The organism is Microbacterium sp. NPDC064978, from assembly GCF_044543605.1.
GTDB lineage: Bacteria > Actinomycetota > Actinomycetes > Actinomycetales > Microbacteriaceae > Microbacterium > Microbacterium meiriae.
Map to the genome: position 1 here is coordinate 157,618 of NZ_JBITWF010000003.1, position 15,181 is coordinate 172,798.

The 15,181-nt window shown below is 69.6% G+C and carries 15 protein-coding genes; 10 read left to right on the top strand and 5 right to left on the bottom strand.

Going from position 1 to position 15,181, the window contains the following annotated elements; genetic code table 11:
* The first annotated feature begins 2 nt into the window (after positions 1–2).
* Positions 3–845: a polyphosphate kinase 2 family protein gene (locus ACIGJI_RS10735; RefSeq protein ID WP_363446708.1), complete on the top strand. Its 843-nt coding sequence runs from the start codon at positions 3–5 to the stop codon at positions 843–845.
* A 12-nt stretch (positions 846–857) separates the two neighbouring features.
* Here the strand turns inward: ACIGJI_RS10735 and ACIGJI_RS10740 are convergent, their stop codons facing one another.
* Positions 858–2,111, bottom strand: a complete 1,254-nt coding sequence (locus ACIGJI_RS10740) for a chorismate-binding protein (protein WP_363446710.1) — start codon at positions 2,109–2,111, stop codon at positions 858–860.
* A gap of 55 nt (positions 2,112–2,166) precedes the next feature.
* On the opposite strand from ACIGJI_RS10740, the gene ACIGJI_RS10745 reads away from it, so the two are divergent.
* From ACIGJI_RS10745 to ACIGJI_RS10770, 6 genes are read left to right on the top strand one after another with little or no spacing between them, the layout of a single operon-like run.
* Positions 2,167–2,730 (top strand): hypothetical protein, encoded by a 564-nt coding sequence (locus ACIGJI_RS10745; protein ID WP_187662290.1) that lies wholly within the window; start codon positions 2,167–2,169, stop codon positions 2,728–2,730.
* On the top strand, positions 2,727–3,446 hold the full coding sequence (locus ACIGJI_RS10750) for a class I SAM-dependent methyltransferase (RefSeq protein ID WP_259955222.1): 720 nt from the start codon (positions 2,727–2,729) through the stop codon (positions 3,444–3,446). The genes ACIGJI_RS10745 and ACIGJI_RS10750 overlap by 4 nt, the downstream gene beginning before the upstream one ends.
* A gap of 43 nt (positions 3,447–3,489) precedes the next feature.
* Positions 3,490–4,551: a polyprenyl synthetase family protein gene (locus tag ACIGJI_RS10755; protein WP_363446712.1), complete on the top strand. Its 1,062-nt coding sequence runs from the start codon at positions 3,490–3,492 to the stop codon at positions 4,549–4,551.
* A 56-nt stretch (positions 4,552–4,607) separates the two neighbouring features.
* Entirely contained in the window at positions 4,608–5,981 is a 1,374-nt protein-coding gene (locus ACIGJI_RS10760; protein WP_363446714.1) for an FAD-dependent oxidoreductase, read from the top strand.
* A 60-nt stretch (positions 5,982–6,041) separates the two neighbouring features.
* Positions 6,042–7,073 (top strand): hypothetical protein, encoded by a 1,032-nt coding sequence (locus ACIGJI_RS10765; protein WP_363446716.1) that lies wholly within the window; start codon positions 6,042–6,044, stop codon positions 7,071–7,073.
* A 36-nt stretch (positions 7,074–7,109) separates the two neighbouring features.
* Positions 7,110–8,120 carry an alpha/beta hydrolase gene (locus ACIGJI_RS10770; protein WP_363446718.1) on the top strand — a complete coding sequence of 337 codons (1,011 nt, stop codon included), beginning with the start codon at positions 7,110–7,112 and terminating at the stop codon, positions 8,118–8,120.
* On the opposite strand, the gene ACIGJI_RS10775 is transcribed toward ACIGJI_RS10770, so the two are convergent.
* From ACIGJI_RS10775 to ACIGJI_RS10790, 4 genes are all read right to left on the bottom strand, one after another.
* Complete coding sequence (locus tag ACIGJI_RS10775) at positions 8,111–8,743, bottom strand: GntR family transcriptional regulator (RefSeq protein WP_363446720.1); 633 nt, start codon at positions 8,741–8,743, stop codon at positions 8,111–8,113. The genes ACIGJI_RS10770 and ACIGJI_RS10775 overlap by 10 nt on opposite strands.
* 414 nt (positions 8,744–9,157) lie before the next feature.
* Complete coding sequence (locus ACIGJI_RS10780; RefSeq protein WP_187662263.1) at positions 9,158–9,646, bottom strand: YajQ family cyclic di-GMP-binding protein; 489 nt, start codon at positions 9,644–9,646, stop codon at positions 9,158–9,160.
* A gap of 31 nt (positions 9,647–9,677) precedes the next feature.
* Positions 9,678–10,514, bottom strand: coding sequence for an esterase family protein (locus ACIGJI_RS10785; protein WP_187662262.1), 837 nt, complete (start codon positions 10,512–10,514; stop codon positions 9,678–9,680).
* A 199-nt stretch (positions 10,515–10,713) separates the two neighbouring features.
* Entirely contained in the window at positions 10,714–11,136 is a 423-nt protein-coding gene (locus tag ACIGJI_RS10790) for a hypothetical protein (protein WP_280564581.1), read from the bottom strand.
* Positions 11,137–11,370: 234 nt separating this feature from the next.
* Here ACIGJI_RS10790 and ACIGJI_RS10795 point away from each other — a divergent pair, with 234 nt between their 5' ends.
* The 3 genes from ACIGJI_RS10795 to ACIGJI_RS10805 all read left to right on the top strand — a co-directional run bounded on the left by ACIGJI_RS10795 (position 11,371) and on the right by ACIGJI_RS10805 (position 15,170).
* Positions 11,371–12,582, top strand: coding sequence for an extracellular solute-binding protein (locus ACIGJI_RS10795; protein ID WP_363446723.1), 1,212 nt, complete (start codon positions 11,371–11,373; stop codon positions 12,580–12,582).
* A gap of 72 nt (positions 12,583–12,654) precedes the next feature.
* Positions 12,655–14,259, top strand: coding sequence for a maltose ABC transporter permease MalF (gene malF, locus ACIGJI_RS10800; protein WP_187662259.1), 1,605 nt, complete (start codon positions 12,655–12,657; stop codon positions 14,257–14,259).
* Positions 14,260–14,261: 2 nt separating this feature from the next.
* Positions 14,262–15,170 (top strand): sugar ABC transporter permease, encoded by a 909-nt coding sequence (locus ACIGJI_RS10805; protein ID WP_187662258.1) that lies wholly within the window; start codon positions 14,262–14,264, stop codon positions 15,168–15,170.
* Positions 15,171–15,181 lie beyond the last annotated feature (11 nt).

The following is a 15,181-nucleotide window of genomic DNA, read 5'->3' on the forward strand; positions in this document are numbered from 1 at the left end:
GTATGAACGCGCACACCTGGACGCAGAACCTGCGGGTGCGGCCCGGCTTCCGCCTCGCCGACGTCGACCCTGAGAGCAAGCCCGGCTACGACCGCGGCAAGTCCCGCGGCACGGCCGACCTCGAAGCGGGTCTCGAGCAGCTGAACGACCTGCAGGAGCGGCTGTTCGCCGAGAGCCGGGTGGGCACGGCGCAGGATGCGGTGCTGCTCGTCCTGCAGGCGATGGACTCCGCGGGCAAGGGCGGCATCGTGCGGCACGTGGTCGGCGGTGTCGATCCGCAGGGCGTGGCGCTGGCGGCGTTCAAGGCGCCGACGGAGGAGGAACGCCGGCACGACTTCCTGTGGCGGGTCGAGAAGCGGCTCCCGGAGCCCGGGTTCATCGGGGTGTTCGACCGCTCGCACTACGAGGACGTGCTCATCGGACGGGTGCGGCAGCTGGCCGATCCCGCGGAGATCGAACGCCGCTACGATGCGATCAACGCGTTCGAGGAGCACGTCGCGGCCTCCGGCGTCCGCATCGTCAAGGTCATGCTGCACATCTCGCCGGAGGAGCAGAAGGCGCGGCTCATGGAGCGTCTGGAACGCCCGGACAAGCACTGGAAGTACAACCCGGGCGACGTCGACGAGCGGATGCTCTGGCCGCAGTACATGGAGGCGTACCAGACCGTCTTCGACCGCACGTCGACGGAGGCCGCTCCCTGGTACGTCGTGCCGGCGAACGCGAAATGGTACGCCCGGCTGGCCGTGCAGGAGCTGCTGCTCGCCGCCCTCGAGGACATCGATCCCCAGTGGCCGGTCGCCGACTTCGATGTCGAGGCCGAGAAGAAGCGCCTCGCCGCGAGCTGACCGCGGCGGACGTCAGGCCAGCGCGTCGACGAGGGGACGGAACTTCACCCGCGTCTCGAGGAGTTCGCTCTCCGGATCCGATCCGGCGACGATCCCGGCCCCGGCGTAGGCGGTGACCGTGATCGCGTCCTCGGCCGTCGTGAACTGTGCGCACCGCAGGGCGATGGCCCACTCGCCGTTGCCGTCCGCGTCGACCCAGCCGACCGGCCCGGCGTAGCGGCCGCGGTCGAACGGCTCGAGCTCCCGGATGGCGGCGATGGCCGTCGGTGTCGGAGTGCCCGCGACGGCCGCGGTCGGGTGCAGGGCGCGCACGAGGTCGAGGGCCGAGCGGCCGTTCTCCATCTCGCCTTCCACGTCGGTCGCGAGATGGAAGAGGTTGGGCAGCTTGAGGAGGAAGGGCTGCTCGCTCGCCGCCAGCGCCCTCGTGTACGGGCGGAGCGACGCGAGCACGCTCTGCACGGCGTACTGGTGCTCGTCGAGGTCCTTGGTGCTGGAGGCGAGGTGCGCGGACGCGGCGGTGTCGGCGTCGGCGTCGGCCCCGCGTCCGATCGTCCCGGCGAGCACCCGAGCGGTCACCGTCCGGTCCTGCACCGTGACGAGGGTCTCCGGGCTCGCGCCGATGAGTCCGTCGACCGCGAAGACCCAGGTGTCCGGGTATCCGGTGGCCAGCGCGCGGACGAGTCGCCGCAGGTCGGAGCCCGCGGGGATGGTGCCCTGGAGGTCGCGGGCGAGGACCACCTTGCTGAGCTCGCCGTCCGCGATGCGGGCCAGCGCTCCCCGCACGGCGTCCTGGTAGCCCTGGGGGCTCTGCGCTCCGGGGCCGACGGTGCCCGCCCAATGCGGTCCGTACTCCGCGGGCTCGACGGCACCCGGTGCACGCTCGTCGTCGGAGCGGCGGATGCGGGTCTCCCAGAAGCGGTCGCCGTGGCGGCCGAGGATCAGCGAGGGGATCGTGAGCACGCTGTCGGCGCGCGAGTCCTCGTCGAAGGTGAAGGCCCCGAACGCGACGAGTCCGGTTCCGGGGAGTCGCAGCGGGTCGGAGACCTCGGCCGCCGCCGCGAGGCCCTGCCAGAGCGCTGCGAGGGTCTCGGCGCGGGTGCGCCCCTCCTCGGCCGACGGGCGGAGCTCGGCGAACGGCTGGCCCACCGCCACGATCCCGTCGCCGCGGCGGAACCAGGCGAGCGGGCGGGCGGGGTCCGCGAAGGAGAGGAGGTCTTCGACCGGATCGATCTCTCGGGTCTCCACGACCAGGGGGGTGTGCTGCACGACTCCAGCCTATTCCGCGGGGCGTGCCCGCAGCCCGCGGACGTAGGGTGGGCGGATGAGCGATGCGCGTCCCGCAGCCGGTGCCGAGATGATCTTCCAGTGGCGCAAGTGGGACGGGTCGCCGCACTGGCGTCACGAGTGCGTGTACCTCGGCGCCGACCGGTGGGGCGACTGGGTGGGGCAGCCCGCCGGCTGGCACAGCGCCCGTCCGGGGGCGGAGTTCCATGCGGCCACGCCCAACGTCACCCTCGTCCCGCCGAGCGCCGACTTCGCGCTCACCGTCAATCGCCGCCACCCCCGGGGCATGCGTGTCTACATCGATCTCGGGTGGGACGTCCGGTGGTCGGACGATCCCCTGCTCGCGATCGGCATCGACATGGATCTCGACGTCGTCCGCGTGGAGGGCGAGCGCGGCACCTGGGTCGATGACCGGGACGAATGGGCGGAGCACAGCGCCCGCTACGGGTACCCGGCCACCGTCATGCGGCATCTGGAGGAGCTGGCGCTCGACCTCGAGACGCGGGTCAGGGAGCGCACGGCGCCGTTCGACGACGCCACGGCCGATCCGTGGCTGGACCGGCTGGAAGCGCTGGAGCTCGCGCCTAGACTGGACGCGTGACCGCGAACGACAAGAACCGCGCCGATCTCGGCAAGGACCCCGCCCGCGTCAGCGGCATGTTCGACCAGGTCGCCGCCGGGTACGACCGCACGAACACGGCGATGACGTTCGGCAACGACGCGCTGTGGCGGGCCGCGACCACCCGCGCCGTCGCCCCGAAGCCGGGGGAGCGCATCCTCGACCTCGGCGCGGGGACCGCGTCTTCCTCCGCCTCCCTCGCCCGCAGCGGCGCGCAGGTCGTCGCGGCGGACTTCTCGCCCGGCATGCTCGCCGAGGGTCAGCGCCGCCACGGAGCGATGCGGAACCTCTCCTTCGTGCAGGCGGACGCCACGGCCCTGCCGTTCGCGGACGACGAGTTCGACGCGGTGACGATGTCCTACGCGCTGCGGAACGTCAACGACCCGAAGAAGGCACTGCGCGAGCTCTACCGGGTGACCAAGCCGGGCGGCCGCCTCGTCATCAACGAGTTCTCCACGCCGCCCGGGAAGCTCTTCCGCGGGGCCTACCGGTTCTACAACGCGCAGGTGCTCCCGCGCGTGGCCCGCGTCGCCGGCACGAACGGCGACGCCTACGACTATCTGAACGAGTCGATCCGCGACTGGCCCGACCAGAAGCGGCTGTCCGAGTGGATCAGGGAGGCGGGCTGGCGCGACGTCGCGTACCGCAACCTCACCTTCGGCATCGTGGCCCTGCACCGGGCTCGCAAGCCCGCGTGACCACGGCGCGAACGGCGGCACCCGACGCAGGTAGGCTGGGACCGTGACTTCGAGCCCCAGCGCCCCGGGTTCGCGACTCGCGAGCCGTCTCGGCTTCAGCGATCGCGTCTTCGTCGGTCCCGCCGCGCGTCGCATCGCCCGCAGCATCGAGGACGGACTGGAGCTGGTGGAGACGGGGCTCGCGGACGACGTCCGCGTCGCCGACCCGCTCGCCGACGCCGCCAGCCGCTACCTCTACGAGGCCGGTGGCAAGCGCATCCGTCCCGTGCTCACGCTGCTCGCGGCCCAACTCGGCGACGGGAACACCCGAGAGGTGATCGACGTCGCGAAGGCGCTGGAGATCACGCACCTCGGGTCGCTCTACCACGATGACGTCATGGACGGCGCCGACCGCCGACGGGGGGTTCCCGCCGCGCAGACGGTGTGGGGCAACAACATCGCCATCCTCACCGGCGACATCCTCTTCTCGCGGGCCAGCCAGCTCATGTCCCGCCTGGGTGAGCGGGCCATCCGACTTCAGGCCGATACGTTCGAGCGCCTGGTCCTCGGGCAGATGCACGAGACCCTCGGCCCGCAGCCGGACGACGACCCGATCGCGTTCTACATCCAGGTCCTCGCCGACAAGACCGGTTCGCTGATCGCGGCGGCCACCCAGGGCGGCGTGATCTTCTCGAACGCCCCCGCGGAGTACGAGGAGCCGCTGCGCGCCTACGGCGAGAAGATCGGTGTCGCCTTCCAGCTGCTCGACGACGTGATCGACCTGTCGGCCAAGCCCGAGGAGACCGGCAAGGTCCCGGGGACCGACCTCCGCGCCGGCGTCCCGACCATGCCGTACCTCCTGCTCAAGGCGGAGGACGACGACGCCGCGGCCGATCTCGCCGCCCGCATCGACGACGGCGTGGCCCTCATCGCCGACGGCGCCGACCCCGCCATCCTCGACGGACCGCTGGACGAGCTCCGCGACCACGCCGTCACCCAGAAGACACTCGAGCTCGCCCACGCCTGGACGCAGGAGGCGATCGACGCCCTCACCGCCCTTCCGCGCGGCACCGTGCGCGAAGCGCTCACCCGATTCGCCGAGACCCTCGCCGAGCGCTCCAGCTGACATCGCGCGGGCCGAAGGCCCGGGTGTCTGCCGCGACGGCACACGAAAGGACCTCCATGACCAAGCTGAGACTGGCCATCGTCGGTGCAGGCCCCGCGGGCATCTACGCCGCGGACATCCTGCTGAAGGCCGAGCGCAAGTTCGACGTGTCCATCGACCTGTTCGAGCAGCTCCCCGCCCCCTACGGACTCGTCCGGTACGGCGTCGCCCCCGACCACCCGCGCATCAAGGGCATCATCACCGCCCTGCGCGACGTGCTCGACCGCGGCGACATCCGTCTCTTCGGCAACGTCCGCTTCGGCGAGGACATCACGCTCGACGACCTCAAGAAGCACTACAACGCGGTCATCTTCGCCACCGGAGCGATCCGCGACACGTCGCTGGACATCCCCGGCATCGACGCGGTGGGCTCCTACGGCGCCGCCGACTACGTGAGCTGGTTCGACGGGCACCCCGACGTGCCGCGCGAATGGCCGCTGGACGCCGCGTCGGTGGCGGTCCTCGGCAACGGCAACGTCGCCCTCGACGTCTCCCGCATGCTCGCGAAGCACGCCGAAGACCTCCTCGTCACCGAGGTCCCCGAGAACGTGTACGAGGGCCTCAAGGCGAGCGCCGTCACGGACGTGCACGTGTTCGGCCGCCGAGGCCCGGCTCAGGTGAAGTTCACGCCGCTGGAGCTCCGCGAACTGGGGGAGCTGCGCGACGTCGACATGGTCGTCTACGACGAGGACTTCGACTACGACGAGGCCTCGAAGGACGCGGTCGCGAGCAACAAGCAGGTCATGGTCATCGACCGCATCCTGCAGTCGTGGCGCACGCGCGACTCCGTCAACAATTCCGGCGGCACGGCATCGCGCCGCCTGCACCTGCATTTCTGGGCCCGCCCGGTCGAGGTCCGCACCGACGAGAACGGCCGTGTCGCGGCCCTCGTGTACGAGCGCACCCAGCCGGACGGCCAGGGTGGTGCGGTCGGCACCGGGGAGCTGCGCGAGGTGCCCGTGCAGGCGCTGTACCGCGCGATCGGCTACTTCGGCTCGCCGCTGCCCGGTGTCCCCTTCGACAAGAAGCACGGCGTCATCCCGAACCACGAGGGCCAGGTGCTCGCGAAGGACTCCAACGATCGCGTGCCCGGCGTGTACGCGACCGGCTGGATCAAGCGCGGCCCGGTCGGCCTCATCGGCCACACGAAGTCCGACGCCATGGAGACCGTCCGTCACCTCATCAACGACCAGGGCTCGTGGTGGCACCCGGAGGACCCGTCCGAGGAGGCCATCCCGGCACTGCTCGCCGAGCGCGGCGTCGCCTGGACCGATCTGAACGGCTGGCACCGCCTCGACGAGCACGAGATCGGCCTCGGCGCGCCCCAGGAGCGGGCGCGTGTGAAGGTCGTCCCGCGCGACGAGATGGTGCGCGTCTCCCGCGGCGAGTGAGTCGTCTCGGCGCCGGGGCGTGCTCCCGGCGCCGGGTCCCCGCAGCCCTAGGCTGAGGCCATGCGACCTCGTGCACTCCTGGCCCTCGGCGCCGTGGCCGTGCTCCTGCTGTCCGGCTGTGCGCCCGAACCCGAGGTGAAGCCGACCGGGACGCCGTCGGCCGCGATCACGCCCGCCCCGACGGACGCGGCGGCGCAGGCGCCCACCCCGGCTTTCGATGTGGACTGCGCCGATGTCGAGGCGGCGATGTCGGCCGCCGGCGGCGATGTCGGCGGTGAGGTGGCCGAGGTGCTCGGCGTGTGGTCGTCGCCGAGCTGGTACCCCGGTCCGGCGCAGCACATGTTCCAGCGGGCGGGCGGGATCGCCTGCTCGGCGGGAACGGCGGAGCACAACTGGGAGGTCACGATCCTCCCCGGGGCCGAGGAAACGGTGGCGGGGGCGGAGTCGCGCGGCGGCTACTACGGTGAGGAATCCCGCTGCGAGACCGGCGGGTACTGCTTCTTCCAGCTCCTCGACGGCGAGGTGCTCGTGTCGGCGACCGTCGTGGACCCGGAGAAGGGGCCGGACGACACCGCGGCGTTCGAGGAGGCCCTGCGCGCGCTCGGCGCCGCGGCCATGGCGTCGCTGCGGGAGGTGGATGTGCCGGAGAGCCCGGTGGAGGGTGTGGACTGCACGCGGTTCCTCACCGCGACGGAGCTCGCGGAGCAGGTCGACGCCGAGGTGTACGTGGTCGACGCGTTCGGCGGGTGGTCCATCCCGGCCGAGGTCTACCAGGAGCGCAACGGTGCGCGGATCTGTTACTACGCCTCCGGGGACGACGAATACGCCGCGCAGGGGTACATCATGCTCACCACGCTGCCCGGTGGCGCGTGGGCGTTCGACGAGCTCGAGGGCGAGGAGGAGATCGAGGTCGAGGGAGCGGATGCCGCCCGCGCCGGCGTCGACGAACTCCGCCGTCCGGTGCTCGATCTTCGCGTGGGTGCGGACTGGCTGCGTCTCACGACCTTCGACGGGTCGGGGATCGACGACCTCGCGCCGATCGCGGCCACCATCGCGGACGACTTCGCCGTCGCCCGTCCCGGCGGCGAGTGACGCCGTGGGCTAGCCTGGGCGCGAGGGGGAGGACGCATGGCCGAGTGGGTTCCGGATGTTCTCGGCGATGAGTTCGCCCAGCTCACCCTCGACCTCGGCAGCGACGAGCAGGGTCCGGTGGTCGCCACCCTCGTGCGGGCTCTGCCGGCTCCGGTTCCGTGGTGGGAGCGCGCCCGGCGCCGTCGTCCGTTGCTCGAGGGCGTGGACGTGCTCTACATCCATGGGTGGTCGGACTACTTCTTCCAGAAGCGGTTGGCCCGATTCTGGACGGCTCGCGGTGCCCGCTTCTTCGCCCTCGACCTGCGCAAGTACGGGCGCAGCCTGCGCGAGGGCCAGACCCCGGGCTACATCACCGACCTGTCCACCTACGACGAGGACATCGCCGCGGCCCTGGACGCGATGGGGCGCGGCGAGGACGGCGAGGAGAGCGGGCGACGCCTGATCCTGTTCGGACACTCGACCGGCGGCCTGACGCTGAGCCTGTGGGCGTCGCGGCATCCCGGTGCGGCCGACGCCCTCATCCTGAACAGTCCCTGGCTCGAGTTCCAGTTCGCTCCCGTGCGGGCCGCGATCGCCCCGATGGTCGAGTTCCAGGCACGGATCCGGCCGCTCGACGTCGCGCCGCAGGTCGACCTCGGCTACTACACGCGGGCGCAGCAGGAGGTGGCCGACCCCGATGACCCGATGGAGGTCGACACCGCCTGGCGTCCCGTGCAGACGATGGCCGTGTACGCCGGGTGGCTCAACGCGATCCTCACCGGGCACAAGGCCGTCGCCGCGGGCCTCGACATCGCGGCGCCGGTCTGCGTCCTGCTGTCGAAGCGGTTCGTGCCGCCGACCCGATGGTCGGAGGAGCTGACCTCCGCCGACTCCGTGCTCGTCGTCGACGACATCGCCCGCGCCGCCCTGCGGCTGGGTTCCACGGTGACCGTCGAACGGATCGACGGCGCCCTGCACGACGTGTTCCTGTCCCGACATGAAGCCCGGGAGGACGCGTACCGCCGCCTGCACCGCTGGGTCGTCGGCTGGCGCGCCGCTCAGACGTAGTACATGGCGCGCGCGAGACGCTCCGCCTCATCGCCGTCGCCGGTGCGCACCGCGTCGGCGAACTCCGCATAGACCTGTCGCATCCGCTCGCGATCGCCGGGACGCACCACCCACCCGCGTAGGTTCCGGGTCACGGCGACGGCGACATCGTCGATGAGCATCCGGTGCTGGCGGTTTCCGCTGTGGTCGGCGAGGTAGGCGAAGACGGCCCACCGCGCCCGCGCCGTCGACGCCCCGTCGGTGAGCGATTCCTGCATCCGTGCGATGAGATCCTGCACGCGCTCGCGGTGGACGGCGCTCAGTCTCGGCACCGCCATCCGCGCCGTGATGCCGCCCTGGTAGCCGGCGAACTCCAGCGATTCGGCCACCACCTGCGGCGTGACCATCGTCACCTCTGTGTACCGGCTCGGGTACATCGTCACCAGTCCCAGTCGCTCCAAGCGCTGGAGCGCTTCGCGCACGGGCGTCCGCGAGACGTGGAGCTCGTCCGCCACGTCGACGTCCCGGATCCGGTCGCCTTCGGCGAACTCTCCCTCCGTGATCAGCCGCCCGATGTGGTGGAACACCTCATCCGCCAGCAGCTGCTTGTTCTCTCCGATGCTCTTCGACTCGATCTGCCCCATGGCCCAGCCCCCGGTCGTTCTTGGTCTGCCACCGGCGTCCACTCCCGGGCGGTGAGGGGAGCGACGGTCGCAGGATTGCCGTCATGCCTCCACGGGGGGCCGATCCGCGTGGGGGCGCGCAGCGGGCGGGGAGGCTTGTCATGAACCCGGGACCGGTCGACGTGCGACGCCGGCAGACCCCAGGCCGACGCGAGCTTCGGGGGCCCGCGCCGCTCCCTCCCCTGAGTCGGCGTGGCATCCTCGAAGCGCATCCACCGCGGCGATCGGGTGTCGGACGGGGATGGCGTCGGAGTCGTGACGAGTCACGACCGCTTCCAGTCTCGACGAAGAACACCGATATCCCGGTATGCGTTGACCGGGGAAAAGAAGGGGCTCGGGATGACTCCCGAGCCCCGATCGCCGACGCGTGTGACGTCAGCGGTAGTTGATGAACTGCAGATCGATGTCGAGGTCGCTGCCCTTGAGGAGCGCGATCACGGACTGAAGGTCGTCGCGGCTCTTGGACTGCACGCGCAGCTCGTCGCCCTGGATCTGGCTCTTCACGCCCTTGGGGCCCTCGTCGCGGATGATCTTGCCGATCTTCTTCGCGTTCTCGGACGAGATGCCGTCCTTCAGGCTCGACAGGATGCGGAACTCCTTGCCGCTGGCGAAGGGCTCGCCCGAGTCGAGGCTCTTCAGCGAGATGCCGCGCTTGATGAGCTTGGACTGGAAAACGTCGAGGACGGCGTTCGCGCGCTCCTCCGTGTTCGCGGTGATGAGGATCTGCTCGCCGCTCCAGGCGATCGAAGCGCCGGTCCCCTTGAAGTCGTAGCGCTGCTCCACCTCTTTGCGCGCCTGGTTCAGGGCGTTCTCGGCCTCCTGGCGATCCACTTTCGAGACGATGTCAAAGGAACTGTCAGCCATTGGGCCAGTCTATGACGGGTCGGCCCGCTGGTCAGGCCCATAGCCATCGCAAGGCATCGGGGAGCAGAACGCCGCCATGATTTGGGCTGTGGCCGCCATCGCCGACGACCAGGCGGAAGTCGTACCCCGCGCGGGCCAACGCCGCGCCGGTCTCAAGGCCCTCCGCGAACCAGTTGTCTGTCGTCGAGTTCCAGTTGAGGTCGCGATGAGCAGCGTGGAGAAAGACTCGTGTCGCGCGAGCCTCGAATTGGGTGAGCAAGTGCGGGTACGGGTTCCCGCCCGGCATCTGTGCGAAGCTCGGGTTGAACGCGATCACCCGGCCGATGGCGTCCGACCGAGTCCACGCCGCGGTCATCGCGGCATTGCCTCCGCTGCTTCCGCCGCATATTCCGCGTGCCATGGGGTCAGTCGAGATCACTGCGCGTGTCGCTACGAGTGGGAGTATCTCGTCGATCAGCATCGTCGCGTAGCGATCGTCGAACGCGTCGTACTCGACGTTGCGGTTCTTGATCGGCCCTCCTTCGGAGGCGACGACACCTGGGTCTACGAACACTCCGATCAGTTGGGGTATCGCTTTGGCCGCTGCGAGATTGTCCAAGACGATCGCGGCGCGAACGCTCAGCTCCGGGTCGAGATACCACCAGCCGTCGTTGAAGAACATGACGGCGCTCGCACGCGATGGGTCATGGCCGGCTGCGCGGTGGATCCAGATCTTCCGGGTGGTCCCCGGGAAGACGACGCTTTCATGGGTGATCTCTTCGACACGGCCAGCGGCCACGCCGGCGCGCAGCTCGGAGTCCGGCCCGTACTCGTAGGTCACATCGGTCTGGGAGGCGGGCAAGGCGGCGAAAGGGAGTTCGTAACCCATGCCCCGAACGTAGACCGTATCCGCGGGTGTGCGGAAAGTCCCGTGGGCGAGGCACGACTTCCTCCTTCTGCCCGGCGTCACCGCCGTCATCCGCGACGGCGAGCAGTTCCTGCTGGCCTGGCACGCGCACTCCGGCGCGTGGAGTCTGTTCGGGGCCGGCGCGCGCTGGCCCTCTGGCTCCCGCCCGGGCCGGGGCCCGCTAGCTTCCGGTCGTCGTGTAGACGTTGTCCGACACCCGAGTCATCCCGTCTGGAGCAGGCGCGTCGTCGGGGACCACGGTGAACGTGCCCGTGACGCCTCCGATCGAGAAAGGGGCCCCGTTCCCACCGCACCCGATCACCCACGTGTCAGCGTCGACGTAGGCGAGGAGACACGCTGCGGCATCGTCACGAGCGCGAGCGAGCCACAGGGACGTCCCGTCGCCTTCTCCGACGAACCGGGCTGTCGCCTGGTCCACGTCGTCCCACGCGTAGCCGGGCAGATCGGCAGGAACCTCGTCCCGTGCCTCGGCTTCGCGATCGAGCACGGAGTATGCGCCTCCCGCAGCCGTGCACCCGCTGAGTGCGACCGCGGACAGGATGACGGCGAGGGCGGCGGCAGACGGTCGAACGTGGAATCCCATCCGGCGATGCTCTCGCAGATGAGCCCCATGCGGAACCCTGCAGACTCTGCCGCGGAGCCTCGAGAGGTCTGACCTCCGGCCGATATGGAAGCGTTTTCATAACGCGTGCCTCGCGTCGGGCCGATCACAGGTTGATATCAGCGCGTTCGCGGATTGTGATCGCCTCTCGAAACGATGCATACTGTAAGCGCTTGCAGTCTTGCAGGCGCTCAGCACTGAGAGAGGCACACACCAATGAAGGTGAACAAGAGGGGCATGGTCGCCGCGGGCGCCATCGCCATCGTTTCGGCTCTGACGCTCGCCGGCTGCTCGACCGGCTCCGGCGGCGACGACTCTTCCTCCGGTGGAGACAGCGGCGGCACGCTGACCGTCTGGGTCGACGCCGAGCGGGTCGACGCGCTGCAGGGCGCGGCGGACGCGTACCAGGAGAAGACCGGTGTCACGGTCAAGCTGGTGGGGAAGTCCGTCGACGACATGAAGGACGACTTCATCCAGCAGGTCCCGACCGGCAAGGGCCCCGACGTGGTCATGGGCGCTCACGACTGGCTCGGCGAGCTCTCGACCAACGGTGTCGTCGCGCCGATCGAGCTCGGCGACAGCTCGGAGGACTACCTCCCCGTCGCCCTCCAGGCGGCGACCTACGAGGGCACCGTCTACATGCTTCCGTACGCCGTCGAGAACATCGCCGTGCTGCGCAACGCCGACCTCGTCCCCGAGGCCGCGACGAGCTTCGACGACATGGTCTCGAAGGGCACGTTCGTCGTGGAGCAGGGCGCCGAGGGCAACCCGTACCACCTGTACCCGTTCCAGACCGCCTTCGATGCACCGGTCTTCGGCACCGACGACAGCGGCAGCTACGACCCCACCGACCTGCAGCTCGGCAGCGAGGGCGGCTTCGCCTTCGCCGACTGGCTGGGTGCGCAGGGCGCCGCAGGCACGCTGAACACCGACATCGACGGCGAGATCGCCAAGCAGCAGTTCCTCGACGGCACCGCCGCCTTCTGGCTGACCGGTCCGTGGAACGTGGGCGCGGCCACCGATGCGGGCATCAACGTCGAGATCGACCCGATCCCGAGCCCGACGGGCGAGACGGCCTCGCCGTTCGCCGGCGTCAAGGGCTTCTTCGTGAGCGCCGAGTCGAAGAACAAGGTCGCCGCGAACGACTTCCTCGTCAACTACCTCGGCACGGAGGACGTGCAGCTGGAGCTGTTCACGGCCGGCAACGTCCTCCCGGCCCTGACAGCGGCCGCGGACACCGCGGCGTCCGACCCGATCATCGCCGGCTTCCAGGCCGTCGGTGCCGACGCGGTCCCCATGCCGGCGATCCCCGCCATGGGTGCGGTCTGGCAGTTCTGGGGTGTGGCCGAGGCCGCCATCATCAACGGCGAGGACCCGCAGGCGACGTGGCAGAAGCTCGTCGACGACGTGACCGCCGCGATCGAGTAACGGCCGACCAGATGACGACCCTGCCGGGGCGGGCCGCCCAGCCCGCCCCGGCAGGACCATGACGAGGACGACATGACAGACACCGAAGAGCGCACCGCGCCCCCCACGCCTCGGCAGCGCCAGGCGGCGAAGATCGCCGAGGCGGCCTCCCGACCGATCGGGTGGATGCTGCTCAAGATCCTGTTGCTGGCCATCGTGGACGCGATCGCCGTCTACGCCGTGTTCGTGCTGCTCGTGCAGCGGGAGTGGCTCGTGCTCGGCCTCGTCGTCGCGGTGACGGTCGTCGTCAACTACATCTACTTCTCCCGCAAGCGCATCGCGGCGAAGTACCTCACCCCCGGCATCATCTTCCTGGTCCTGTTCCAGGTCTTCACGCTCCTCTACACGGGCTACATCGGCTTCACGAACTACGGCACCGGCCACAACGGGAGCAAGGAGCAGGCGATCTCGTCGCTGCTCGCCTCCGCGCAGGAGCGCGTCGAGGACTCTCCGACGTATCCCGTCACCGTGGTGGAGCAGTTCGGAACCTACGGCCTCCTCGTCACGGATCCCGAGGACGGCGACGCCCTCCTCGGCACCGCGGAGCAGCCCCTCGCCGAGGTCGACGCGCAGTTCGAAGGTGGCAAGGCCGTCGCCGTCGACGGGTGGACCACGCTTCCGCTCGCCACCGTCTTCACGCTGTCGGAGGAGCTGGAGCAGCTCTCCGTCCCGTTCAGCGACGATCCCAATGAGGGCAGCCTCCGCGCCCCTGACGGGCAGAACGGCTACCTCTACGTCTCGACGCTGGCGTACGACGCCGATGCCGACACGATCACGGACACCGCGACCGGCACCGTCTACAGCGACACCGGCGACGGCGCGTTCACCGCCGAGGACGGCGAGCAGCTGCTGCCCGGCTGGCAGACGACGGTCGGCGTCGACAACTTCGTCCGCGCGGTGACCGACGAGTCCATCCGCGGCCCGCTCATCTCCGTCACCGTCTGGACCTTCGTCTTCGCGCTGGTGTCCGTCGCGACGACCTTCTTCCTCGGCCTGCTGCTCGCGCTGGTCTTCAACAACACCCGGATGCGCTTTCGCAACGGCTACCGCATCATCCTCATCCTTCCGTACGCCTTCCCCGCGTTCCTCTCCGCGCTCGTCTGGGCCGGGATGATGAACGAGAGCTTCGGGTTCATCAACCAGGTGCTGTTCGGCGGCGCGGCCATCCCGTGGCTCACCGACCCGGTGCTGGCGAAGGTGTCCGTGCTGCTGGTGAACCTCTGGCTCGGCTTCCCCTACATGTTCCTCGTCTGCATGGGGGCGCTGCAGGGCATCCCGGAGGACGTCAACGAGGCCGCCGTGATGGACGGCGCGAACCCGTGGCAGGTCTTCCGCCGGATCAAGCTGCCGCTGCTGCTCGTGACCGTCGCGCCGCTGCTGATCTCGTCGTTCGCGTTCAACTTCAACAACTTCAACCTGATCTACATGCTCACCAAGGGAGGCCCGCGCTTCAGCGATGTGTCGATCCCCGTGGGCCACACCGACATCCTGATCTCGATGGTCTACAAGGTGGCGTTCACCGGACAGACCCGCGATTACGGCCTCGCCTCCGCCTTCACGATCCTGATCTTCGTCGTGGTCGCGACGATCTCGATCATCAGCTTCCGCAAGACCAAGGCCCTCGAGGAGCTGAACTGACAATGAGCACCGTCCGCAGCACCGCCACAGCCCGCCGCACCGCCCCGCCGCGTCGCTCGTTCGGCGCCTGGTTCGCCGACACCGGATGGCGCCACCTCGTCGCCATCGTGGTGAGCGCCTTCGCCCTCTTCCCGCTCCTGTACGTCGTGTCGGCGTCGCTCAACCCGCAGGGCACGCTCACCGGGTCGAACCAGCTCTTCTCGGCCATCGGGATCGACAGCTACGTGCGTATCCTCAGCGACCCGCAGAACCCGTATGGAACGTGGTTCCTGAACACCCTGCTCATCGCGGTCGTGACGGGCGCGGTCACCGTCTTCATCGGAGCCTGTGCGGCATATGCGTTCTCCCGCATGCGCTTCGCCGGGCGCCGCGTGGGACTGGTCACCATCGTCGTGGTGCAGATGTTCCCGCAGCTGCTCGCGGTCGTCGCGATCTTCCTGCTGATGTCGACGCTGGGGGACTGGTTCCCGGCGATCGGCCTGAACACGCATACGGGGCTGATCCTGGTGTACCTCGGCGGCGCGCTGGGCGTGAACACGTACCTCATGTACGGGTTCTTCAACACGATCCCGAAGGAGATCGACGAGGCCGCCCGCATTGACGGCGCGGGGCACGCGCGGATCTTCTTCACGATCATCCTGCGCCTGGTCGCCCCGATCCTCGCGGTCGTCGGTCTGCTCTCCTTCATCGGCACGGTGAACGAGTACGTGATCGCCAGCGTCATGCTGGTCGACGTGGATCAGCAGACCCTCGTCGTCGGTCTGACCAAGCTGGTGGCGAACCCCCGCTACGCCGACTGGTCGGCCTTCTCCGCCGGTGCGGTCATGGCGGCGATACCGGTGATGGTGCTCTTCCTCTTCCTGCAGAAGTACATCGTGGGCGGTCTGACCGCGGGGGCGACCAAGGGCTGATCTCGCACCGT

Coding starts and splice junctions, on each gene's coding strand:
- ACIGJI_RS10735 (WP_363446708.1), top strand. CDS start 3: ATGAACGCGCACACCTGGACGCAGAACCTGCGGGTGCGGCCCGGCTTC.
- ACIGJI_RS10745 (WP_187662290.1), top strand. CDS start 2,167: ATGAGCGATGCGCGTCCCGCAGCCGGTGCCGAGATGATCTTCCAGTGG.
- ACIGJI_RS10760 (WP_363446714.1), top strand. CDS start 4,608: ATGACCAAGCTGAGACTGGCCATCGTCGGTGCAGGCCCCGCGGGCATC.
- ACIGJI_RS10765 (WP_363446716.1), top strand. CDS start 6,042: ATGCGACCTCGTGCACTCCTGGCCCTCGGCGCCGTGGCCGTGCTCCTG.
- ACIGJI_RS10770 (WP_363446718.1), top strand. CDS start 7,110: ATGGCCGAGTGGGTTCCGGATGTTCTCGGCGATGAGTTCGCCCAGCTC.
- ACIGJI_RS10775 (WP_363446720.1), bottom strand. CDS start 8,743: ATGGGGCAGATCGAGTCGAAGAGCATCGGAGAGAACAAGCAGCTGCTG.
- ACIGJI_RS10780 (WP_187662263.1), bottom strand. CDS start 9,646: ATGGCTGACAGTTCCTTTGACATCGTCTCGAAAGTGGATCGCCAGGAG.
- ACIGJI_RS10785 (WP_187662262.1), bottom strand. CDS start 10,514: ATGGGTTACGAACTCCCTTTCGCCGCCTTGCCCGCCTCCCAGACCGAT.
- ACIGJI_RS10790 (WP_280564581.1), bottom strand. CDS start 11,136: ATGGGATTCCACGTTCGACCGTCTGCCGCCGCCCTCGCCGTCATCCTG.
- ACIGJI_RS10795 (WP_363446723.1), top strand. CDS start 11,371: ATGAAGGTGAACAAGAGGGGCATGGTCGCCGCGGGCGCCATCGCCATC.
- malF (WP_187662259.1), top strand. CDS start 12,655: ATGACAGACACCGAAGAGCGCACCGCGCCCCCCACGCCTCGGCAGCGC.
- ACIGJI_RS10805 (WP_187662258.1), top strand. CDS start 14,262: ATGAGCACCGTCCGCAGCACCGCCACAGCCCGCCGCACCGCCCCGCCG.